Source organism: Streptomyces sp. McG3, from assembly GCF_018619185.1.
Classification (GTDB): Bacteria; Actinomycetota; Actinomycetes; order Streptomycetales; family Streptomycetaceae; genus Streptomyces.
On the sequence record NZ_JAAXYC010000142.1, the window covers coordinates 1 to 20,014 of the forward strand.

The 20,014-nt window shown below is 73.5% G+C and carries 20 protein-coding genes; 7 read left to right on the top strand and 13 right to left on the bottom strand.

The window, feature by feature from the left end; genetic code table 11:
• Both HET64_RS22100 and HET64_RS22105 read right to left on the bottom strand, forming a co-directional pair.
• Positions 1–365: MBL fold metallo-hydrolase (locus HET64_RS22100; RefSeq protein ID WP_215108174.1), on the bottom strand; the 365-nt coding region annotated here is incomplete at its 3' end.
• Between the two features lie 209 nt (positions 366–574).
• Complete coding sequence (locus HET64_RS22105; protein ID WP_215108175.1) at positions 575–1,939, bottom strand: dipeptidase; 1,365 nt, start codon at positions 1,937–1,939, stop codon at positions 575–577.
• Between the two features lie 195 nt (positions 1,940–2,134).
• Here HET64_RS22105 and HET64_RS22110 point away from each other — a divergent pair, with 195 nt between their 5' ends.
• Positions 2,135–3,349 (top strand): geranylgeranyl reductase family protein, encoded by a 1,215-nt coding sequence (locus tag HET64_RS22110; RefSeq protein WP_215108176.1) that lies wholly within the window; start codon positions 2,135–2,137, stop codon positions 3,347–3,349.
• A 229-nt stretch (positions 3,350–3,578) separates the two neighbouring features.
• Here HET64_RS22110 and HET64_RS22115 read toward each other — a convergent pair whose 3' ends face one another.
• Positions 3,579–4,034, bottom strand: a complete 456-nt coding sequence (locus HET64_RS22115) for a nitroreductase family deazaflavin-dependent oxidoreductase (RefSeq protein WP_215108177.1) — start codon at positions 4,032–4,034, stop codon at positions 3,579–3,581.
• Positions 4,035–4,181: 147 nt separating this feature from the next.
• Here HET64_RS22115 and HET64_RS22120 point away from each other — a divergent pair, with 147 nt between their 5' ends.
• The 3 genes from HET64_RS22120 to HET64_RS22130 all read left to right on the top strand — a co-directional run bounded on the left by HET64_RS22120 (position 4,182) and on the right by HET64_RS22130 (position 6,947).
• Complete coding sequence (locus HET64_RS22120) at positions 4,182–4,883, top strand: TetR/AcrR family transcriptional regulator (protein WP_215108179.1); 702 nt, start codon at positions 4,182–4,184, stop codon at positions 4,881–4,883.
• A 97-nt stretch (positions 4,884–4,980) separates the two neighbouring features.
• Positions 4,981–6,285 (top strand): sensor histidine kinase, encoded by a 1,305-nt coding sequence (locus tag HET64_RS22125; protein WP_215108181.1) that lies wholly within the window; start codon positions 4,981–4,983, stop codon positions 6,283–6,285.
• Complete coding sequence (locus tag HET64_RS22130) at positions 6,282–6,947, top strand: response regulator transcription factor (RefSeq protein WP_215108183.1); 666 nt, start codon at positions 6,282–6,284, stop codon at positions 6,945–6,947. The genes HET64_RS22125 and HET64_RS22130 overlap by 4 nt, the downstream gene beginning before the upstream one ends.
• A gap of 40 nt (positions 6,948–6,987) precedes the next feature.
• Here HET64_RS22130 and HET64_RS22135 read toward each other — a convergent pair whose 3' ends face one another.
• The 3 genes from HET64_RS22135 to HET64_RS22145 form a co-directional block, all read right to left on the bottom strand.
• Positions 6,988–7,740 (bottom strand): maleylpyruvate isomerase family mycothiol-dependent enzyme, encoded by a 753-nt coding sequence (locus tag HET64_RS22135; RefSeq protein WP_215108185.1) that lies wholly within the window; start codon positions 7,738–7,740, stop codon positions 6,988–6,990.
• Between the two features lie 33 nt (positions 7,741–7,773).
• Positions 7,774–8,139 carry an SCO4225 family membrane protein gene (locus HET64_RS22140; RefSeq protein WP_215108187.1) on the bottom strand — a complete coding sequence of 122 codons (366 nt, stop codon included), beginning with the start codon at positions 8,137–8,139 and terminating at the stop codon, positions 7,774–7,776.
• A gap of 114 nt (positions 8,140–8,253) precedes the next feature.
• Positions 8,254–9,384 carry an MFS transporter gene (locus HET64_RS22145; protein WP_215108189.1) on the bottom strand — a complete coding sequence of 377 codons (1,131 nt, stop codon included), beginning with the start codon at positions 9,382–9,384 and terminating at the stop codon, positions 8,254–8,256.
• A 240-nt stretch (positions 9,385–9,624) separates the two neighbouring features.
• Between HET64_RS22145 and HET64_RS22150 the strand changes: the two genes are divergently transcribed.
• Entirely contained in the window at positions 9,625–10,839 is a 1,215-nt protein-coding gene (locus tag HET64_RS22150; RefSeq protein WP_215108190.1) for an ROK family protein, read from the top strand.
• A 208-nt stretch (positions 10,840–11,047) separates the two neighbouring features.
• Positions 11,048–11,341 (top strand): SHOCT domain-containing protein, encoded by a 294-nt coding sequence (locus HET64_RS22155; protein WP_215108191.1) that lies wholly within the window; start codon positions 11,048–11,050, stop codon positions 11,339–11,341.
• An 84-nt stretch (positions 11,342–11,425) separates the two neighbouring features.
• On the opposite strand, the gene HET64_RS22160 is transcribed toward HET64_RS22155, so the two are convergent.
• Together HET64_RS22160 and HET64_RS22165 are read right to left on the bottom strand one after the other, a co-directional pair.
• Positions 11,426–11,944, bottom strand: coding sequence for an ATP-binding protein (locus HET64_RS22160; RefSeq protein WP_003970858.1), 519 nt, complete (start codon positions 11,942–11,944; stop codon positions 11,426–11,428).
• Between the two features lie 257 nt (positions 11,945–12,201).
• Positions 12,202–12,519, bottom strand: coding sequence for a hypothetical protein (locus HET64_RS22165; protein WP_026290322.1), 318 nt, complete (start codon positions 12,517–12,519; stop codon positions 12,202–12,204).
• Between the two features lie 235 nt (positions 12,520–12,754).
• Here HET64_RS22165 and HET64_RS22170 point away from each other — a divergent pair, with 235 nt between their 5' ends.
• Entirely contained in the window at positions 12,755–13,888 is a 1,134-nt protein-coding gene (locus tag HET64_RS22170; protein ID WP_215108192.1) for a PLP-dependent cysteine synthase family protein, read from the top strand.
• Positions 13,889–13,909: 21 nt separating this feature from the next.
• Here the strand turns inward: HET64_RS22170 and HET64_RS22175 are convergent, their stop codons facing one another.
• The 5 genes from HET64_RS22175 to HET64_RS22195 all read right to left on the bottom strand — a co-directional run bounded on the left by HET64_RS22175 (position 13,910) and on the right by HET64_RS22195 (position 19,734).
• A complete protein-coding gene (locus HET64_RS22175) occupies positions 13,910–14,389 on the bottom strand; it encodes an SRPBCC family protein (protein ID WP_215108193.1) in 480 nt (159 codons plus the stop codon).
• A 61-nt stretch (positions 14,390–14,450) separates the two neighbouring features.
• Complete coding sequence (locus tag HET64_RS22180; protein ID WP_215108194.1) at positions 14,451–16,016, bottom strand: SDR family oxidoreductase; 1,566 nt, start codon at positions 16,014–16,016, stop codon at positions 14,451–14,453.
• A 103-nt stretch (positions 16,017–16,119) separates the two neighbouring features.
• Complete coding sequence (locus HET64_RS22185) at positions 16,120–18,150, bottom strand: hypothetical protein (protein WP_215108195.1); 2,031 nt, start codon at positions 18,148–18,150, stop codon at positions 16,120–16,122.
• Between the two features lie 150 nt (positions 18,151–18,300).
• Positions 18,301–18,747, bottom strand: a complete 447-nt coding sequence (locus HET64_RS22190; protein ID WP_215108196.1) for an SRPBCC family protein — start codon at positions 18,745–18,747, stop codon at positions 18,301–18,303.
• A 132-nt stretch (positions 18,748–18,879) separates the two neighbouring features.
• Complete coding sequence (locus tag HET64_RS22195) at positions 18,880–19,734, bottom strand: DeoR/GlpR family DNA-binding transcription regulator (protein ID WP_215108197.1); 855 nt, start codon at positions 19,732–19,734, stop codon at positions 18,880–18,882.
• Positions 19,735–20,014: the final 280 nt, after the last annotated feature.

The window sequence follows — 20,014 nt, forward strand, 5'->3', positions numbered from 1 at the left end:
GCGTCGGGGCACGTCAGCCCGTGCTCCCACAGCGGCAGTTCCCAGTCCAGCAGGTCCGGCTCCGGTACGGGGCGCTCGCCCCGTACCACCGGGGCGTCCAGCGCGTGGGCGATGATCTCGGGGCCGTGCCGGTCCGCCAGCTCCTGCGCGGCCCCGTAGTGGTCGCGGTGGCCGTGGGTGATGACGATGCGCCGGATCCCGGCCGGGTCGAGGCCGAGCGTGCGGATCGCGTCCTCGATCGCGGCGGCCGACTCGACGTCACCCGCGTCGATCAGGGTCAGCTCCGTCCCGTCACGCCAGAGGTAGGCCTGACCGATCCGGAAGCGGAACATGTGCAACTGGGGGAGTACCTCGACGAGATCCATGCGGCGAACGTACGCAGCGGCGGACGTCCGGCGCACGGATCTACGCTCGGGGCGACTTCGCCGAGGGCGTAGGGCCCGCCCGGCCGCGCCCCGAGGGCTCCCCGTGCGGGAGACCCCGGGGCCGGGGCGTCCCGCACGGATCCAGCTCCGGGCGACTTCGCCGAGGGCATGGCGGCGATCCGGGCCCGCCGTCGGGCGGCTCCAGGAGGTCAGGCCTTCTTCGACTCCGCGTAGTTCCGCAGGAACAGCGCCTCGGCGACCGACATCCGCTCCAGTTCCTCGGGCGACACGCTCTCGTTCACCGCGTGGATCTGCGCCTCGGGCTCGCTCAGCCCGATCAGCAGGATCTCCGCCTCCGGGTAGAGGCCCGCCAGCGTGTTGCACAGCGGGATGGAGCCGCCCATCCCGGAGGACTGCATCTCCTGGCCCGGGTACGCGTCCCGCATCGCGTCCGCCATCGCCGTGTACGCCGGGCTGGTCATGTCCGCGCGGAACGGCTGGCCCTGGCCCACCTGTTCCACCCGCACCCGCGCACCCCAGGGCGCGTGGGACTCCAGGTGGGCGGTGAGCAGCTTCGTCGCCTCGGCGGCGTCCTGGCCCGGCGGCACCCGAAGGCTGACCTGCGCCCGCGCGCTCGCCTGCACGGACGGGGTCGCGCCGACGACCGGCGGGCAGTCGATGCCGATGACGGTGACGGCGGGACGGGCCCAGATCCGGTCCGCGACCGTGCCCGTGCCGATCAGCTCCACCCCGTCCAGCACCTTGGCGTCCTGCCGGAACTCCGACTCCGGGTACTGGAGCCCGTCCCAGTCGGCGTCGCCCGTCAGCCCGTCGACCGTGGTCGTGCCGTCCTCGGCGCGCAGCGAGGCCAGCAGCTGGATCATCGCGGCCAGCGCGTCCGGGGCCGCGCCGCCGAACTGCCCCGAGTGCAGGTTCCCTTCGAGGGTGTCCAACCGCACCCGCAGCATCGTCATCCCGCGCAGCGTCGCGGTGACCGTCGGCAGTCCGACCCGGAAGTTCCCGCTGTCGCCGATGACGATCGTGTCGGCGGCCAGCAGTTCCGGGTGCGCTTCCGCGTACCGCTCCAGACCACCGGTGCCCTGCTCCTCGGAACCCTCGGCGATCACCTTCACCGAGACCGGGACGCCACCGTTCGCCTTGAGGGCGCGCAGCGCGAGCAGGTGCATGATGAACCCGCCCTTGCAGTCGGCCGCGCCCCGGCCGAACCAGCGGCCGTCGCGCTCGGTGAGTTCGAACGGCGGGGAGATCCACGCCGACTCGTCCAGCGGCGGCTGCACGTCGTAGTGCGCGTAGAGCAGCACGGTCGGAGCCCCGGCCGGACCGGGCAGGAACCCGTAGACGGACTGCGTGCCGTCGGGGGTGTCCAGCAGGGCGACGTCCGTGAACTCCTCGGCGCGCAGGGCGTCGGCGACCCAGTTGGCCGCGCCCTCGCACTCGCTCCTCGGGAACACCGCCGGGTCCGCCACCGACTGGAACGCCACCAGCTCGGCCAGCTCCCCCCGGGCGCGGGGCATCAGCGAGGCGACGGTCTCGGGAATCGGACGGGCGGTCATGGGCACGCTCCTCGTGGGTGCGACGTTATGGGTAGGGCGCGGTGTGTACGCGACCGTGTGCGACGCCGTGGATGCGGCGACGCATGTACGACGAAATCATGGCCGATCCTCCCACAGGAGGGCTTGGCCGGAACGCGCCGTAGGATGCCGTGAGCAGCTTGGGGCCACTGGTCGGATCAGGAGCAGAAGCACATCGTGAGCAGCGAGAACGCAGACGCCGGACGTGAGCCGGAAGAGTCGTCCGTGTGGGATGTCGTCGTGGTCGGCGCCGGACCGGCCGGCGCATCGGCGGCGTACGCGGCAGCCGTGGCGGGGCGGAGAGTCCTGCTGCTGGAGAAAGCGGAACTGCCGCGCTACAAGACCTGCGGCGGGGGAATCATCGGGTTCTCGCGGGACTCCCTGCCGCCGGGGTTCGAACTGCCCCTGAAGGACCGCATCCACGCGGTCACCTTCTCGCTCAACGGCAAGCTGTCGCGCACCCGCCGCTCCCGGCGCATGCTCTTCGGGCTCATCAACCGCCCGGAGTTCGACGCCGGTCTGGTCGAGGAGGCGCAGAAGGCCGGGGCCGAACTGCGCACCGGGGCGTCGGTGGTGCGGGTCGAGCAGCACGGTCCCGCCGTGCCCGACCGGCGGACGGTCGCCGTGGTGCTGGCCGATGGTGAGACGGTGCTCGCGCGGGCGGTCGTCGGCGCGGACGGCAGCGCGGGCCGGATAGGAGCCCATGTCGGGGTGAAGCTCGACCAGGTCGACCTCGGCCTGGAGGCGGAGATCCCGGTTCCGGCCACCGTGGCGGAGGACTGGGCGGGCCGGGTGCTCATCGACTGGGGCCCGATGCCGGGCAGTTACGGCTGGGTGTTCCCCAAGGGGGACACCCTCACCGTGGGTGTCATCTCGGCGCGCGGCGACGGCGCGGGCACCAAGCGGTATCTGGAGGACTTCATCGCCCGCCTCGGCCTCGCCGGGTTCGAGCCGGCCGTCTCCTCGGGGCATCTCACCCGCTGCCGCAGTGACGACTCACCGCTCTCCCGCGGCCGGGTCGTGGTCTGCGGGGACGCCGCCGGACTGCTGGAGCCGTGGACCCGCGAGGGCATCTCCTTCGCGCTGCGCTCGGGCCGGCTCGCCGGGGAGTGGGCGGTCAGGATCGCGGAGTCGCACGACGCGGTGGACGCCCGCCGTCAGGCCCTCAACTACGCCTTCGCCATCAAGGCCGGTCTCGGCGTGGAGATGGGCGTAGGCCGCCGCATGCTCAAGCTGTTCGAGCGCCGCCCGGGGATGCTGCACGCGGTGCTGACCGGCTTCCGCCCGGCGTGGAAGGCGTTCGCCGGGATCACCCGGGGAACGACGTCGCTGGCCGAGCTGGTCCGTACGCACCCGATGGCGCAGCGGGCGCTGTCCGCGATGGACCGCTAGGGCCTGTCCTGACCATTCCCGTTGTCGCCCGCAGGGCGGCCGCGCGGCGTCAGGCGCGTGCTCTCGACGCGTCGGCCCCGGGCCCCCGTACCGGACGTACTCGGGTCCGGGGCCAGTGCGCGAGAGTGCGTGCATGGCGTCGTGGGGCAGGCGGGAATGGGCAGACACGCCCTGGCGCCCCGCTCGTCGTGACCACGCCCCCGTCGCCCGTACGGCCACGGGGGCGCGGTCATGCCTCGACCGTGATGCGGAAGACCGGGTGGTCGGGGCAGGCCGCCAGCAGTTCGGCGTCCGTGGACTTCGCCGTGATCCCCTGGAAGTACTGGTTGACCTCCCAGCCCCACCGCTCCAGATAGGCCCGGATGATCCGGGCCTTCTGTGCGTCGTCGGCGATCTCCACGGCGGTGAAGCGGCTGACCTTGCGCCCCAGCCGCAGCTCTCCGCCGCCCGCGACGCGCATGTTGCGCACCCACTGCGAGTGTCCCCGGGCCGAGACGATGTACCGCTCGCCTTCGAAGGAGTGGGCGTTGACCGGGATGCGCCGCATCTGACCGCTCTTGCGTCCCCGCACCGACAGTTCGGCCGAGCCCATCAGGCTGATGCCGTGCCGGGCCAGCCATCCGACGATTCTGTTGAGGCGGTGCGCGGCGGAGCTCGCCCGGAGGTAGTAGGGCTGCTGCGACATGGTGACTCCTGATGCATTGGGAGAGCGGTGCTCTCGCTTGAGAGCAGTGTGCGCTGGGTTGCCACCCAAAAGCAAGAGCACTGCTCTCTGTTTTGATATCCGCTCTCGTTTCTGGTCGGTGCTCCGTATGCATGGCAGACTGACCGCATGAGCACCATCCGAGGGGCCAGGGAACGCGCCCGCATCGAAGTGACCGCGGCGATCAAGGACGAGGCCAGGAAGCAGCTCGCGGAGGAGGGCGCGGCGAAGCTCTCGCTGCGGGCCGTGGCACGGGAGCTGGGCATGGTCTCCTCCGCGCTCTACCGCTACTTCCCCAGCCGCGACGACCTGCTCACCGCGCTGATCGTCGACGCGTTCGACGCGATAGGGGCGGTCGCGGAACGGGCGGCGGGGGAGCGGGCGGAGACGGTCCCGCCCGCCGAACGCTGGATCACGGTGGCCTGTGCCGTACGCGCGTGGGGGCTCGCCCACCCCCATGAGTACGCGCTGATCTACGGTTCGCCCGTTCCCGGCTACATCGCCCCGATGGACACGGTGGGGCCGGCGTCCCGGGTGGGCCTGGTCTTCATCGACATCGTCCGTACCGCGTCCCGGGCCGAGGACCTCGCCGTACCCTCCCTCGCCCCGGAGCTGCGGTCCGACGCGGAGCGGATGGCCGCCGATTTCGCCCCGGACGTGCCTCCGGCAGCCGTGGCGGCCCTGGTCGCCGCCTGGGCGCAGCTGTTCGGCCTGATCTCCTTCGAGCTGTTCGGCCAGTTCAACCGGGTCGTCGAGGCGCGCGAGCCGCTGTTCCGGCAGGCCGCGGGCGACCTGGCCCGCTCGGTGGGCCTGCGCGCCGTCAAGCCGTAGGGCCGCCCTTCCCCGGCGGCGTACTCCCCACGGAGTACGGGTGATCACCACGCACGGCGGACGCCCCCGCACCCGTCCGCCCTCTAGCGTGGCCGCCATGGACGAACAGCAACCGCCGGACCGGGGCGGCGGTCACCCCTGCGGCTTCCCGGGCCCCCGGCCTCCCGGTCGGCCGGGCCGGCGGGGCGGCCCGCCGGCGTGGCTGTCCGGCGCGCGTTCCCGGACTGCCGCCGGGCTGCCCTGGGTGTCGACGGCCGCGCTGCTGGTGTTCGTCATGGTCGGCACGGGCTTCGCCGAGCACGGGCAGGACCGCCGGCCCCTGGACTTGGCCGCCAGGCTGCTGCTGTGCGTCGCGGTCGCCGTGCTGCTCCTCCGCCACCGCCGCCCCGTGGCCGTCGTGGCCACCACCTGCGCGGCGACCCTGGTCTATCTCGCGGCGGGCTATCCGTACGGGCCGGTGTTCGTCGCCGTCGCCGTCGGCTGCTTCAGCGCGATCGTCGCCGGGCACCGGAAGGCCGCCTGGTGGTCGCTGGGCGGGCTGTGGGCCGGGCACGTCCTGGTCTCCCACTGGCTGTACCGGTGGCTGCCGCCGGGCGGCGACGGGGCCGCGCCCTGGACGCAGCAGGGCTTCATCACCGCGTGGGTCCTGGCCGTCGTGGCCGCCGCCGAACTGCTGCGGGTGCGCCGCGAGCAGTGGGCCGCCACCCGTGCGGAGCGCGAGGCGGCGGAGCGGCGGCGGGCCGACGAGGAACGGTTGCGCATGGCCCGCGAGCTGCACGACGTGCTGGCCCACTCCATCTCCGTCATCAACGTGCAGGCCGGGGTCGGGCTCGCGCTCCTCGACTCCGACCCGGAACAGGCCCGGACCGCCCTCACCACGATCAAGGCGGCCAGCAAGGAGGCGCTCGACGAGGTACGTCAGGTGCTCGCCAACCTCCGGGCGCCCGGCGACGCCCCCACCTCGCCGGCCCCCGGCCTGGACCGGCTTCCCGAGCTCGTCGAACAGGCGGCGTCCGCCGGGCTCACCGTCACCGTGGAGAGCGAGGGCGATCCGGCCGCCGTCCCGCCCGGTGCCGGTCTCGCCGCCTTCCGCATCGTCCAGGAGGCCCTGACCAACATCGTCCGCCACTCCGGCTCCCGTACCGCCCTGGTGCACATCGGCCACGGCTCCGGGCGCGTCCGGCTCCGCGTCGACGACGAGGGACCGGCCACCGGGGACGACGCCGGCGGCGGCGGCAACGGACTCGTCGGGATGCGGGAGCGGGCCGCCGCCCTCGGTGGCACGATCGAGGCGGGACCCCGCCCGGACGGCGGCTTCCGGGTCCTCGCGGAACTGCCGTTCACCGCACCGGACCGCGACCGACGCCGGAATCCGCCGGAGCCCTCCGAGGAGACACCGTGATCCGCGTAACGCTCGCCGACGACCAACTGCTCGTACGGGCGGGCTTCCGCGCGCTGTTGGACGCGCAGCCGGACATCGAGGTCGCGGGGGAGGCCGCCGACGGCGAGGAGGCGGTCCGCCTGGTGCGTGAACTGCGCCCCGACATCGTGCTGATGGACATCCGCATGCCGCGTCTGGATGGACTGGCCGCCACCCGGCGGATCACCGGCGACCCTGACCTCAACGAGGTGAAGGTCGTCATGCTCACCACCTTCGAACTCGACGAGTACGTCTTCGAGGCCCTCCGCAACGGAGCCTCGGGCTTCCTGGTCAAGGACACCGAGCCGGAGGAACTGCTGCGCGCGGTGCGGGCGGTGGTCGGCGGGGACGCGCTGCTCTCGCCCGGCGTGACGCGCCGCCTGATCGCGGAGTTCGCGGCCCGCTCCAAGGTGCCGACGGCCGCCGCCTCGCTCGCCCGGCTCACCGAACGGGAGCGGGAGGTGATGGCACTGGTCGGCATCGGCCTGTCGAACGGGGAGATCGCCCGCAGACTGGTCGTCAGCCCGCTCACCGCGAAGACCCACGTCAGCCGCACCATGGTCAAGCTCGGAGTCCGCGACCGGGCCCAACTCGTCGTCCTCGCCTACGAATCGGGTCTGGTGCGCCCCGGCTGGCTCGGCTGAGCCGGGAGGCGCGCCCGGTTTCTCGGCCCGGCGGTGCCGATCAGGTGACGGCGGAGTTGTCCGTCCAGAGCCGGGCCACCGAGCGGTCGCCGCGCAGGGCGAGGGCAGTGAGCGGCAGTCGGTTCCAGAGGGCGAGGTAGAGCCCCTCGGCCGTACCGCTCAGCTCGCAGTCGACGTCGTCGCCCGGCTCGGTCCCGGCCTCCGACCGCACGGCCCGAGGCGGATCCTGGGAGATCCGGACCGTCCAGGTCGCATCCGTGTCCAGGGCCCGTACCCGCAGCACCCGGGGCTTCTTGGAGCGCACCTTGCTCTTGGGCCGGGCGTGGAACCCGGTGAGGAGTTCGTCGATGCCGTCGACCGCCCGGTCCACGGACACCGGGGTCAGCGGAGTGCCGAGCGCCGACTCGGCGTCCACGCGGTGCACGGTCGTCTCGTGCAGCTGGCGGCGGGACCAGAACGCCAGGGGCGAGGGGGCCGGCATGAAGGTCCAGCAGTCCAGGTCGGCGGGGGCTTCCTCCAGGGTCCTGACGAGATGGCGGTGCCCCTCGCGGAACCAGTCGAGGAGTTCGGCGCCGTCCAGGGCGGGCTCGGTACCGGCCGGCTGGTAGGTGGTGTGCCCCTCGGCGACGAGCGCCGCCGCCCAACGGTGCACCATGCCGGTGTGCCGCAGCAGATGACGTGTCTGCCAGCCGGGACAGGTCGGAACCGAGGCCCCCGATCCGGCCCGCTCGGCGGCGGCCGCGAGCAGCCGCCCTTCCTCGGACAACGACGCGATGTGCTCGGCGATCTGCATGGCGGCGATTGTGCCAGGGGCCCCGCCCGGCCGTCAGGCGCCCTGCGGGTGCGCGGATCCGGGTGACCCGGCCCGGCGCACCAGGCGGACGAACCAGCCCAGGGCCAGCGACTGGACGAGGACCGAGACCACCAGGCCGAGCACCAGGAACCACGCGGGCCCGCCGGCCTCGGCGCCCGCCAGGGAGCCGCCGAGGAAGAACAGGAAGACGGTCGGGGCCGCGAGGAGGAACAGCCAGACGCCGGAGAACGACGCGTCCTCGTGGGCGACGAACAGGGTGTCCACGGCGACGAACAGCGTCGCCGCGAGCACCAGCCCGAGGTAGATCAGGGAAGCGGGGTTGCGGAAGGTCAGCCGGACCAGGGTGTTCAGGTGCGGGTGGTCGGTCAGGCGCTTCATGGTGTGCTCCCCTGCTGCTCGCTCTGCCTCTTGCTCGGTCGAGGCTTCCATCGTGCGCCCGGGGAGCGGGGCCTGCCTGAGTACGGCTACTCAATCGACCGTGCGTGCGGGTGATCAGGTGTGCGCGTCCGTCGTCGCGTTGCGCGCCCCGTAGCCCAGGGCGGCCGCAGCGGCGGCCAGCAGGGCGACCGTCGTCAGGGCCAGCGGCAGCGAGAACCAGTCGGCGAGGAAGCCGATCGCGGGCGGTCCGAGCAGCATCCCGCCGTAGCCGAGCGTCGAGGCCGCGGCGACTCCGCTCGGTCCCGCGAGTTCGCCCGCCCGCCCCACCGCGACGGGGAAGATGTTGGCGAGCCCGAGGCCGGTGACCGCGAACCCGGCCAGCGCCAGCCAGGTGGTCGGCGCCAGCGAGCCGAGCAGCATTCCGGCCGAGGCCGTCGCGCCGCCGAGGACGAGGGTGCGGGTCTGGCCGAGCCGTTCCAGGAGCAGGGTCCCGCTCAGCCTGCCCGCCGTCATCGTCAGGGCGAACAGCGCGTAGCCGGCGGCGGCGAGCCCGGGGTGCGCGCCCAGGTCCTGTTCCAGGTGGAGCGCGCCCCAGTCGGCGAGGGCCCCTTCCCCGTACGCCGTGCACAGGGCGATCACGCCGAAGAGCACGACGACGCGGCGGGCCCGGGGCGACAGCCGCTGCTTCGGCGCTCGCCGGTCGAGGGCCTGCCGAGCGGCGGGGGCCGGGCGGTGGCGCAGCAGGGCGGGTCCGGCGAAGGCGGTGACGAGCAGACCGGTCCCGGCCAGCAGGAAGAGGTGTGTGGACGCGGAGAGGCCCCCCGCGACCAGCCCGCCGAGCCCGGCGCCGACCATGCCGCCCAGGCTGAACGCCGCGTGGAAACTCGGCATCACGGGCCGCCGCAGTTCGGCGACGAGGTCGACGGCGGCGCTGTTCATCGCCACGTTCATCCCGCCGTACGCCGCTCCGAACACCAGCAGCACGAGGCCGAGGGAGAGCGCCGAGTGGGTCTGGGCGGGCAGGGCGATGCTCAGCGGAAGCAGGACGCCGCAGACCACGGTGACGGCGTGGCTGCCGTAACGGCGGCACAGCCGGCCGGTGAGCATCATGGTGATGACCGCCCCGGCGGAGACGCCGAGCAGGGCGAGTCCGAGGGTGGAGGCGGAGGCTCCGGTCTGCTGCTTGATGGCCGGGATGCGGACCACCCAGCCGGCGAAGAGGAACCCGTCGAGGGCGAAGAACACGGTCAGCGCGGTACGGAGGCGGGCCGACGAGGGTGGGGCGGTGTCTCCGCCAGGTCCCCCCGGTAGGGCCGTCCGCAGTTTGTTTAGTTGCGGCACAAACTCAGCATAGGGGCGCTCGGGCGACAGGCGCAACACCGCTGCACGCCGGTGCGTTCCGGGGGCCCGGCCGTGGCCCGGACGGGATCCCCGGGCAGGCCCTGGGCGTCCGGGACGCCTCCGGATCATGGGAGACTCGCCCCCATGAACGGCAAGGCGACCACCACCCGGACGAAGTTGGAGAGGGGCCGCAGTGCGCTCGGGCCCGCACTGGAGCTGGTCCACACCGGACGCGCCCCCACCCGGGCCGTGCTCACCTCCGAACTCGGCGTCACCCGCGCCACCGCCGGGGCGGTCGCCGCGGAACTGGAGGCGCTCGGGCTGATCCGGGTCGACTCCAGCCCCGGGTCCGCGGCCGGATCCCAGGGCCGCCCCTCGCACCGGCTGTCCGTCCTGGAGACCGGCCCCGTCGTCCTCGCCGCCCAGGTGCACGCCGACGGCTTCCGGGCCGCGCTCGTCGGGCTCGGCGGCCGGATCGTCGCCACCTCGCCGGGTTGCGTCGCGGTGATGGCCGACCCGGCACAGGTGCTCGGCGAGGTCGTGCGGGCGGGGGCGGGGCTGCTGCGCGAGAGCGGGCTGCGCTGCGTCGGGGCCGGACTCGCGGTGCCCTCCGCGGTCGCCGAGCCGGAGGGCACCGCCCTCAACCCGCTGCACATCGCCTGGCCCGCGGGCTCCCCGGTCCGCGACATCTTCGCCGCCTGCGTACGCGAAGCGGGCATCACCGGACCCGCGTTCACCGGCAACGACGTCAACCTCACCGCGCTGGCCGAGCACCGGCACGGTGCGGGCCGCGGCGCCCAGCACCTCCTGTGCGTGGCCACCGGCCACCGGGGCGTCGGCGGGGCCCTCGTCCTCGACGGCCGCCTGCACAGCGGGAGTTCGGGACTCGCGCTGGAGGTGGGACATCTCACCGTCAACCCCGAGGGGCGGCCCTGCCACTGCGGCGGGCGCGGCTGCCTCGACGTGGAGACCGACCCGCTGGCCTTCCTCACCACCGCCCGCCGCGAACCGGGTCCCGAGGAGTCCCTCCTCAAGCAGGCCGGAACCCTGCTCCGTACGGAGTACGAAGACCCCGCCGTACGTCACGCCGCCGAGGCGCTGATCGACCGCCTGGGCCTGGGGCTGGCCGGACTGGTCAACATCCTCAACCCGGACCGGATCATCCTCGGCGGACTCCACCGCGACCTGCTGGAGGCGGACCCGGAGCGGTTGCGCGCCGTCGTCGCCGACCGGAGCCTGTGGGGGCGCAGCGGCAGCGTGCCGATCCTGCCGTGCACCCTGGCCCACAACAGCCTGGTGGGCGCCGCCGAACTGGCCTGGCAACCGGTCCTCGACGACCCGCTCACGGCGCTGGCCTGACGCCCCAGACGTCCGCCGTCAGCCCCCCGCTAACTGCTGCCACCACGGCCGGCTGCTGGAGGCCGGGCGCGGCACGGGATCCGGCTGCTCCCGAGGGAGTACGCGTGACGCCGCCGGGTGGACGACGCCCCGGAGCACCTTGCTCGGGCAGGCTCGAAAGTGACCGGAAAGGCACCGCGCCCTTCCGTGAACGAGGGAGCTGACCGAGATGAACACCCTGGCGCACTCCGGCGGACCCGGTCCCTGGGTCCTGCTCTTCCCGCTCGTCTGGGCGGCCGTCGTCATCGGGATCGTCACCCTGCTGCGCCGCACCGTGTGGCGCGGACGCCGAGGCCCGTGGGCGGCCGGCCGTGCCTCGCTGGGCGGCCCCGGCGCGTCCTCGCCGATCGCGCTGCTCGGCCGCCGGTTCGCCGCGGGGGAGATCGACGAGGACGAGTACTGGCGCCGACTGTCGGTGCTGGACGAACAGTTCGGCCCGGCCGCGGGCGGCGGCAGGGCGTGACCACCGGGCCGGAACGGAGTGCGGCGGAGCGGCGCGAAGCCGGTCCGCCGCACACCGTTGGCCGGCCGGGCCACCCGCACCGTCTCAGCCGACGACGGCCGACCGGGCGGGCACGGCCACGATGTCGTCGGGGGTGATGGTCACGGCCCCGAACGGCCCGTCGGTCATCGACCCGTAGACCGCGAGCGGTGGCAGGGTCGAGGCGCCGGTGGCCGCCGGCAGGGTGAACCAGACGGCCTTGCCGGCCGAGCCGATCGGCCGCACGCCCCAGCTCTCGCTGACGGCGGCGATCAGGGCCAGACCCCGGCCCGACGTGGCGAACGAGTCCGCCTCGTTCACCGTGGGCAGGCGCGGGTCGTGGTCGTGGACGGAGACCGTCAGACGGTCGAGCAGCAGTTCGATGTCGACGGTGCATGACTTGTCCGGCTGTGCGTGCCGGTGAACATTGGTGAGAAGCTCGGTGACGCCCAGGGCCGCCTGGTCGATCAGAGGATCGAGATGCCAGTAGCGCAGTTGCGCCGAAATGATTCTGCGGACCTGACCGATCCGCGACGGCAGGGCCTGGAGCTCCACCGTGCAGTGCCTGCTTGGCTCGCTGATCACGGCTGCGACTCCCCGAAATAGGTCCGGAAGAAGAGAAGAGAAACGAACGGAGCCGGCGGACGACTGACTGCCGAAGCCGCTCTGCTCTTGTCGTGTCTGCTCGTGTCGCGCGATCCGGTCCGTGGAGCGGATCGCTCTGTCACCGAGGGTGCACCTTCAGTGACATGGGACCAGCGTGGCCCAGGGGATACGGCTCCGCAACTCGCGGCGGAGCCCGGCGGCCCGCGAACCGGCCCGCCGGGCCCGTGCCGGCCCGGTCAGTCCCGGCGGCCGCGCGCGTGGCGCAGAGCCTCCAGGAAGCGCCGCAGGGGAGCCGCCCCGTCGCGTCTGCGGCTACGCTGCCCCATCGTCAACCGGTAGCGCACCCCGTTCACCCGGGCGATGACGGAATCCGCCGCGATGAACCACCATTTGCGTGCGCTGACCGAGCCCACCGGGGCGCTGTCGATCTCCCGCCCGTTGCTCGTGAGCAGCGACAGCCGCCCGTCCTTCACCACCACCTGACCAGCCCTGGTCAGCGACCTGGTGAACCGCTCGATCCTGACCCCCGACGCGCTGAACTCGACGTCCGTCATGGCGGATTCGCCCCCCTTCGACACCACTCCCTGCTGTGCAGTGTGCCCGGGCGCGGGCCGGACCGCCAGAGGGCCCGGAAGCACGACGGGCCCTCGCCCGCACCGCCCGTCGCCGCTGCCCTCGCGGGCGGTGGTCAAAGGCAGCGCTATGGACCACCAAAGTGACCGTTTGTGCAGGTGGGGTGCATATCGTGGAGGCGCGAGCATCGGATCGACGACCAACAGGAGCAGGCCCATGGACACCAGTGAGCACGCGGCCGGGCACGGGGCCAGGGCGACGGTGGATGTCGACCGCAGCGACCCGGAGTACCGGGCCTGGCTGAAGGAGGCCGTCCGCAAGGTCCAGGCCGACGCGAACCGTTCCGCCGACACCCACCTGCTGCGCTTCCCGCTGCCCGAGGCGTGGGGCATCGACCTCTACCTCAAGGACGAGTCGACGCACCCCACCGGCAGCCTCAAGCACCGTCTCGCCCGCTCGCTCTTCCTGTACGGGCTCTGCAACGGCTGGATCCGGCCCGACAAGCCGGTCATCGAGGCGTCCAGCGGCTCGACGGCCGTGTCGGAGGCGTACTTCGCCAAACTGATCGGCGTCCCGTTCATCGCCGTGATGCCGCGCACCACCAGCCCGGAGAAGACCCGGCTCATCGAATTCCACGGCGGGCGGTGCCACTTCGTGGACGACTCGCGCACCATGTACGAACAGTCCGCGGCCCTCGCCGCCGAGACCGGCGGGCACTACATGGACCAGTTCACCTACGCGGAGCGCGCCACCGACTGGCGCGGCAACAACAACATCGCGGAGTCGATCTACCAGCAGCTGCGCCTGGAGCGCTACCCGGAGCCCGCCTGGATCGTCGCCACCGCCGGGACCGGCGGCACCTCGGCGACCATCGCCCGCTACGTCCACTACCTCCAGCACGACACCCGTATCTGTGTGCCCGACCCGGAGAACTCCTGTTTCTTCGACGGCTGGACCCACCACGATCCGCTCGCCACCAGCGACCGCGGCTCGCGCATCGAGGGCATCGGCCGCCCGCGCATGGAGCCCAGCTTCGTGCCCGGCGCCATCGACCGCATGATGAAGGTGCCCGACGCCGCCAGCGTCGCCGCCGTCCGCGCCCTGGAGCGCGCCATCGGCCGCAAGGCGGGCGGGTCGACGGGCACCGGTCTGTGGAGCGCGTTCAAGCTGATCGCCGAGATGGTGGAGCGGGGTGAGCGCGGGAGCGTCGTCACGCTGCTGTGCGACCCGGGCGACCGCTACCTGGACAAGTACTACTCCGACTCGTGGCTGGAGGAACAGGGTCTGGACATCGCCCCGTACACCGCCGCCATCGACGCCTTCCTCACCACCGGAACCTGGCCCTGCTGAGGCCGGCTCCGGCCGCGCGGCTCAGGGCGTCGTCGTCGCCAGCCGCGCGTCCAGGCGGCGCACGGCGTCCCGGAAGGACCGGCCCACCCCCGCCCGCGCCAGGCTCAGCACCAGGCGGAACAGCCCCGTCCCGTCGGCGGCGAAGGTCCACTGCACCCGGGTACCGGACCCCTCCGGAGTGAGCCGCCACTCCTCCAGCAGGGCCCGGAGACCCGGTGCGTTGGACTCGTCGGCCCGGTAGGCGTAGCAGGTGTCCGGTTCGGCGGCCACGATCGTCTCGCGGAACCGGACCCCGCCCCGCAGCCGCACCTCGCGGCCCGCCCCCTCACGGGTGGGCGTGGCCAGAGTGACGGCGGTGAACCAGGACGGCCAGGACGCGACATCCTCGGCGAGCGCGCGGTACACCACGCCCACCGGCGCGGACACCTCGGCGGCGAACACCAGACGAATCGGCGCGGAGTCGGCGAACTCCCGTCCCACGGTGCGGAGTAGGCGTGCCATCGCGTGCACCTCCCGGCGGTCTGCGGCGTGTTGGGCCGGGCACACGATAGCGGCAGGACCGTCAGTTGTCTGTACCACTGTCGGCCATCGACGCACGCCGTTTCTCCTCGGCCGCGGCCGCCTCGGCGATGTTGCGAGCCATCCCGCCGAACACCACCGAATGGAAGGGCCACACGCTCCACCAGTACGCGTGACCGAACAGCCCGCGCGGATGGAACAGGGCGCGCTGCCCGTACACCGTCCGGCCCCGGTCGTCGCGGCGCACCGACAGTTCCAGCCAGGCCAGTCCCGGCACCCGCATCTCGGCCCGCAGCCGCAGCAGTTCGCCAGGCGTGATCTCCTCCACCCGCCAGAAGTCCAGCGAGTCGCCCACCCGCAGCCGCTGGGCGTCCCGGCGGCCGCGCCGCAGCCCCACCCCGCCGACGAGCCGGTCGAGCCAGCCGCGTACCGCCCAGGCCAGCGGGAAGGAGTACCAGCCGTTCTCCCCGCCGATGCCCTCGATCACCCGCCACAGCGCGTCCGGCCCGACCGGCACGGTCAGCTCCCGCTCGTCGCGGTAGAGGCTGCCACCCGCCCAGTCCGGGTCGGTGGGCAGCGGGTCGCTCGGCGCGCCGGGCACCGAGGCGTTGGACCAGCGGGTGTCGACCCGCGCCTCCTGGATCCGCTTCAGGGCGAGCCGCAGGGCGCGGTCGACGCCGATGGTCCCGTCCGGAGGGTCGGGGACGTACTCCTTGATGTCGTGCTCCCGGCACACCACCTCGTGGCGCAGCGACTCCGTGAGCGGCCGGGCGATGGAGCTGGGCACCGGGGTGACCAGACCGACCCAGCGGCTGGAGAGCGTCGGGGTGAGCACCGGCACCGGCAGGATCACGCGTGGACGCAGCCCTGCCACCGACGCGTAGCGCTGCATCATGTCCCGGTACGTCATGACGTCCGGGCCGCCGATGTCGAAGGCCCGGTTCACCCCGGCCGGCAGCTCCGCGCAGCCCACCAGATAGCGGATCACGTCCCGGACGGCCACCGGCTGGATCCGGGTCCGTACCCAGCTCGGGGTGACCATCAGCGGCAGCCGCTCCGTGAGATACCGCAGCATCTCGAACGAGGCGGACCCCGAGCCGATGACGATCGCCGCGCGCAGCACCGCCGTCGGCACCTTGGAAGCCAGCAGGATGTGACCCACCTCGGCCCGCGAACGCAGGTGCGGCGACAGGTCCTTCTCCGGCACGCCCGCCGGAGTCAGCCCGCCCAGGTACACGATCCGGCGCACCCCCGCCGCCCGCGCCTGCTCTCCGAAGGTCGTGGCCGCCTCGCGGTCGGTCCTCTCGAAGTCCGCACCGGAACCGAGCGCGTGCACCAGGTAGTACGCCACGTCGACGCCCCGCATCGCCTCCGCCAGGGAGCCGGCGTCGGTGACATCGCCGCGCACCACCTCGACCCGGTCGGCCCAGGGGTAGTCGCGCAGCTTCTGCGGCGTTCTGGCCAGCGCGCGCACCCGGTACCCGGCATCGAGCAGTGCGGGTACCAGCCGGCCGCCGATGTAACCGGTGGCCCCGGTCACCAGGCAGAGCGGAGCGGAGTCGTCGGGGCGTCCTGTGCTGTCGCCGGGGCCGTGCTCAAGATCCGTCACCTGTCCCAGTGTGGCACCGGACGGCTTGCGGGACCGGTCGAGAGACTCCGTACGGCGGCTTCGAAGCCATCGGTACGGTGACGGCCCCGGCCCCCGCACCGGCTCAGCGCACCGCCGCCAGCGTTTCGCCCCCGCGCAGCGACGCCGTCAGCTCCACAGCGGCGTCACGTGGCGCCCGCACCGCGAACGGCGGCCCGCCCGCCGCTCCCCGCACCGCCCCAGTCGCCTCGATCCGGGTCACCGCCCGGCTCCCCGCCGCCAGGACGTACCACCGGCCCGAGGCCGCCTTCCAGTGGGTGCCCGCCAGGACGTGCTGCCCGAACCTGCTGCACAGGGCCGTGTCGTCACGGTCGGCGACCACCGCGGCCGGGTCCGTGGGAGAGGCCGCCGGGCCGAGGAACTGCACCAGGACCCGGCCGGGGCCCCGCCAGGTGTCGGCCCGGGTGCACAGCCAGCCGGCCGAAGACCCGCCCTCGGGCAGCTTCTGCTCGGCGAAGGCCCAGTTGTTGACCGCCCGCACACCGGAGCCCGACAGGGTCCGCAGGGAACACGCCGTACGCGCCCAGGCGAGCAGCGCCTCGGTGCCCGTCGCCTCGCGCGGCTGCCGGGCCGGCGCGCCCCGGCCGGGCTTCGGGGTGTACGTCAGATGCGCCGGGGCCAGGTCGCCCAGATCCGTCACCAGGAAGGCGTGCTTCTCCACGATCCGCCCGGACGAACGCAGTTGGAGCACCGGCCAGGAGTCGCACGCGCCGCCGGCGGCGGGCCGGGGCACCGGGGCGGTGACCCCGTCCCGCCCGACCTCCAGCGGCTGCCCGGGGGTGTTCGGCGCGAGCAGGTCCCGGGTGGTGGACCCGGCGATCCAGGGGGCGAGGAGGAACCGCGCGCTGTCGCCCGTACGGCTGACGACGACGGCCGCGCCCGTCGTCACGTCCGCGTCGTCGGTCCGCGCGAAGTCGAGCGCCGCCGCGCCGGACCCGGACAGCGGCTCCGCGTACCGCACCACCCGGACCCCGCCGTCGTGGAACAGCACCACGGCCGCCCCGTCCACCTCACCCGCGAACAGCAGCCGGGGCGGCTGCGCGGGCGGAACCGCGACCGTGCCCGGCGTGGTGGACACCCGGACCGTGCCCGGCGGACCGGACCAGGCCCGCAGCGCCCGGCCCAGCAGCTCGCCGTCGCCCCTGCGCCCGCCCCGGGCCGGCCAGGCGGTGAAGTCGACGCGCGAGGTGTCCGCCCACCGCTCCGCCGAGGTCCGCAGCAGCCCTGCCGGATCGAGCGCCGGGGCCGCGGTGCCCGCCGGGTTCCGGTCGTCGTCCGTGGGCCGGGTCCCCTCGTCGACGGCGACCGCCAGGCCTCCCGCCACCACGCACAGCGCCGCGGCCACCGCCACCGCCCGCACCCGGTGCCTGCGCCGCAGCAGGTCGCTCGGGCGGGTCTGGACCGTGCACGGGTCGAACTCGCCGGACCTGAGCATCGCCTGCGCCCCGGCCCGGTCCGGCCTCCCCAGCCGGGCCGCCCGGCGCACCGCGTCCGCCGGATCCGCCACCGCCGCCCCGGCCAGCAGCTCCCGCGCCCCGGACTCGTCGAGCCCCTCCAGCAGGTGCAGGGCGAACGCCGCCCGGACCGCCCCGGGCACCGCGGACAGGGCCCGGTCCAGGGCCAGTTCATCGACGCCGCCCGCCCGGGGGAAGAGCCGCAGCCCCCACACCACCGGCACGGCCGGACGCAGCGCGGCCGGAGCCGGAAGCCTTCCGGGCCACCAGCGGGGCCGCCGCTCGTGGGCCAGCGCCGCTCGCAGCACCCGCAGCCGCATCCACCCGTACGCGGCGCCCGAGGGGCCCTGTTCCGGCTCGACGCCCTCCGGTGCGGGCTCCGTGCCCTCCGGAGCACCCGACCGGCGGGACTGGCCGGGAACGCGCGGGTTGCGCACGCGGCTCCCGGCAGCGGGCAGGGCCCGCTGGACGACGGCGTGCGCGGCCAGGACCCGGCGGTGCCGCCCGAGCGCCGGCGGCAGGACGACGTAGGCGAGCCGCACCAGGCGGGGATAGTGCTCCACGAGGGCGGCCTCGGCCTGCTGCACGCCCGTGCGGTCGGGGTGTACGTCGGTCCGCTGCTGCGGTTGATGGATCGGCATGAAATGGGTGCCTTCCGGGGCCGTGGCGGGGATGTCATACCGACAAACGAGTCAATCGTGTGACGGTCACATCACCCGTACCGAATCGGCCACCCGGTCGTTGGCGATCTTCGCGGAGAAGCTGAGGCACGCGGCTCCGGCCAGGTGGTCCTACCGGTCGCCGGGGGAGGCGAGCAAGGCGTCCAGAACCTTGCCGAACATCCGCCGCCCGGTGGAGGCGAGCAGCGGATCACCCCACCGGGGCACCAGCCGCACCCGCAGCTCCTCGACCCAGACCACATGGGAACCGGAATCCGTGGGAAGCACGTCGATCGAGGCCCGGCCCAGCACCACGGCCCCCCGCTTCTCCAGCCGGCAGACCCCGGCCCGGCCCCCGGCGGGCGGCGTCCACCGCACCACTTCCATCGGATCGTCGAACGCCAGCGGGCCCAGCCCCGTACGTGCCACAAAGACCGTCCCGAGCTGCGAGGGAAGTCCGGTCGGGACCGAGATCGCGGTCAACGGAACCTGCGCGCCGTGCCGTTCCCAGTCGGTCACCCGGCGCCAGGCCTCGGCTGCGGGGAGAGGGGAGAAGCGCTCGATCCGGAAGACGGCCACACCACGATCCTATGGGGTGTCCGGCGAACCCGCCGATCCGAACGGAATCCGGAGCGCCCCGCCTCAGCCCTAGGGCCTTTCGTTTGGATCAGGCCGGGCTCGCGGGGCCCGGCCTGATCCGAACGAAAGGCCCTAGGTGGCGGGCGAGGCGTCGGCGGCGCCGGCGGGGGAGTCGCCCGCCACCAGCAGGCCCGGCAGATGTTCCTCGATCTCCGCGCGCGTCCGCGGAGCCAGGCCGGCGTCCGTGACGAACGTGTCGACCTCCTCCAGCGCCGCGAAGGAACTCAGGCCCACCGTGCCCCACTTGGTGTGATCGGCCACGACCACGATCCGGCGCGCCGCCCGGACGAAACGGCGGTTGGTCTCCGCCTCCGCGAGGTTGGGCGTCGAGAGCCCGGCCTCGGCCGAGATCCCGTGCACGCCGAGGAACAGCACATCGAAGTGGAGGGAGTCGATGGCCCGGTCCGCGACCGGCCCGACCAACGAGTCCGAGGGAGTGCGCACCCCGCCCGTCAGCACCACCGTCGCCGCCCCGGGCCGCGCGCCGCGCCCCCCGGCCGGACGCTGCGCGTCGTGGAACACGTCGGCCACCCGCACCGAGTTGGTAACCACCGTCAGATCCGGCACGTCCAGCAGATGCCGGGCCAGCGCGTACGTCGTCGTCCCGCCCGAGAGCGCGATCGCGCTGCCGGGCACCGCCAACGCCGCCGCCGCCCGCGCGATGTCCTCCTTGGCGCTCAGCTCCAGTGCCGACTTCGCCTCGAACCCGGGCTCGTGCGTACTCGCCTCGACGACCGGGACCGCGCCGCCGTGGACCTTCTCGATCACGCCCTGGCGGTCCAGCGCGTCCAGGTCCCGGCGGATCGTCATGTCGGAGACGTTCAGCTTGCGGGTCAGCTCGTTGACCCGGACCCCACCACGCCTGCGCACCTCGTCGAGGATCAGCGCACGTCGCTGCTCCGCGAGCAGGTTCTGATTCTCGCTCAACGCCGGGTCCGGTCCTTCCCTCTGCCGTACGGTCCGCAGCGGTCTGCGCGACACGCTCATCCTGCCACGCAGGCATGCCCGGCGTATCACCTGGGGAGATTCGGTGAGACCGCTTCACGCGCCCGCCCCGCGCCCGGAATCCTGGGGACCTCGCGACCGGCGGGTCACCACGCCCGGATCCCACGACGTCCCGGCCCCGCACCATCCGCTCCTGAGCACGTCTCCGTCGGCCGTGAGGCCGACGCGCCCGAGAGAGAGTTCCCCCTTGGCTCCTGCCGCC

Coding starts and splice junctions, on each gene's coding strand:
- HET64_RS22105 (WP_215108175.1), bottom strand. CDS start 1,939: ATGACCGCCCGTCCGATTCCCGAGACCGTCGCCTCGCTGATGCCCCGC.
- HET64_RS22115 (WP_215108177.1), bottom strand. CDS start 4,034: ATGTCGCAGCAGCCCTACTACCTCCGGGCGAGCTCCGCCGCGCACCGC.
- HET64_RS22120 (WP_215108179.1), top strand. CDS start 4,182: ATGAGCACCATCCGAGGGGCCAGGGAACGCGCCCGCATCGAAGTGACC.
- HET64_RS22125 (WP_215108181.1), top strand. CDS start 4,981: ATGGACGAACAGCAACCGCCGGACCGGGGCGGCGGTCACCCCTGCGGC.
- HET64_RS22135 (WP_215108185.1), bottom strand. CDS start 7,740: ATGCAGATCGCCGAGCACATCGCGTCGTTGTCCGAGGAAGGGCGGCTG.
- HET64_RS22140 (WP_215108187.1), bottom strand. CDS start 8,139: ATGAAGCGCCTGACCGACCACCCGCACCTGAACACCCTGGTCCGGCTG.
- HET64_RS22150 (WP_215108190.1), top strand. CDS start 9,625: ATGAACGGCAAGGCGACCACCACCCGGACGAAGTTGGAGAGGGGCCGC.
- HET64_RS22155 (WP_215108191.1), top strand. CDS start 11,048: ATGAACACCCTGGCGCACTCCGGCGGACCCGGTCCCTGGGTCCTGCTC.
- HET64_RS22165 (WP_026290322.1), bottom strand. CDS start 12,519: ATGACGGACGTCGAGTTCAGCGCGTCGGGGGTCAGGATCGAGCGGTTC.
- HET64_RS22170 (WP_215108192.1), top strand. CDS start 12,755: ATGGACACCAGTGAGCACGCGGCCGGGCACGGGGCCAGGGCGACGGTG.
- HET64_RS22175 (WP_215108193.1), bottom strand. CDS start 14,389: ATGGCACGCCTACTCCGCACCGTGGGACGGGAGTTCGCCGACTCCGCG.
- HET64_RS22185 (WP_215108195.1), bottom strand. CDS start 18,150: ATGCCGATCCATCAACCGCAGCAGCGGACCGACGTACACCCCGACCGC.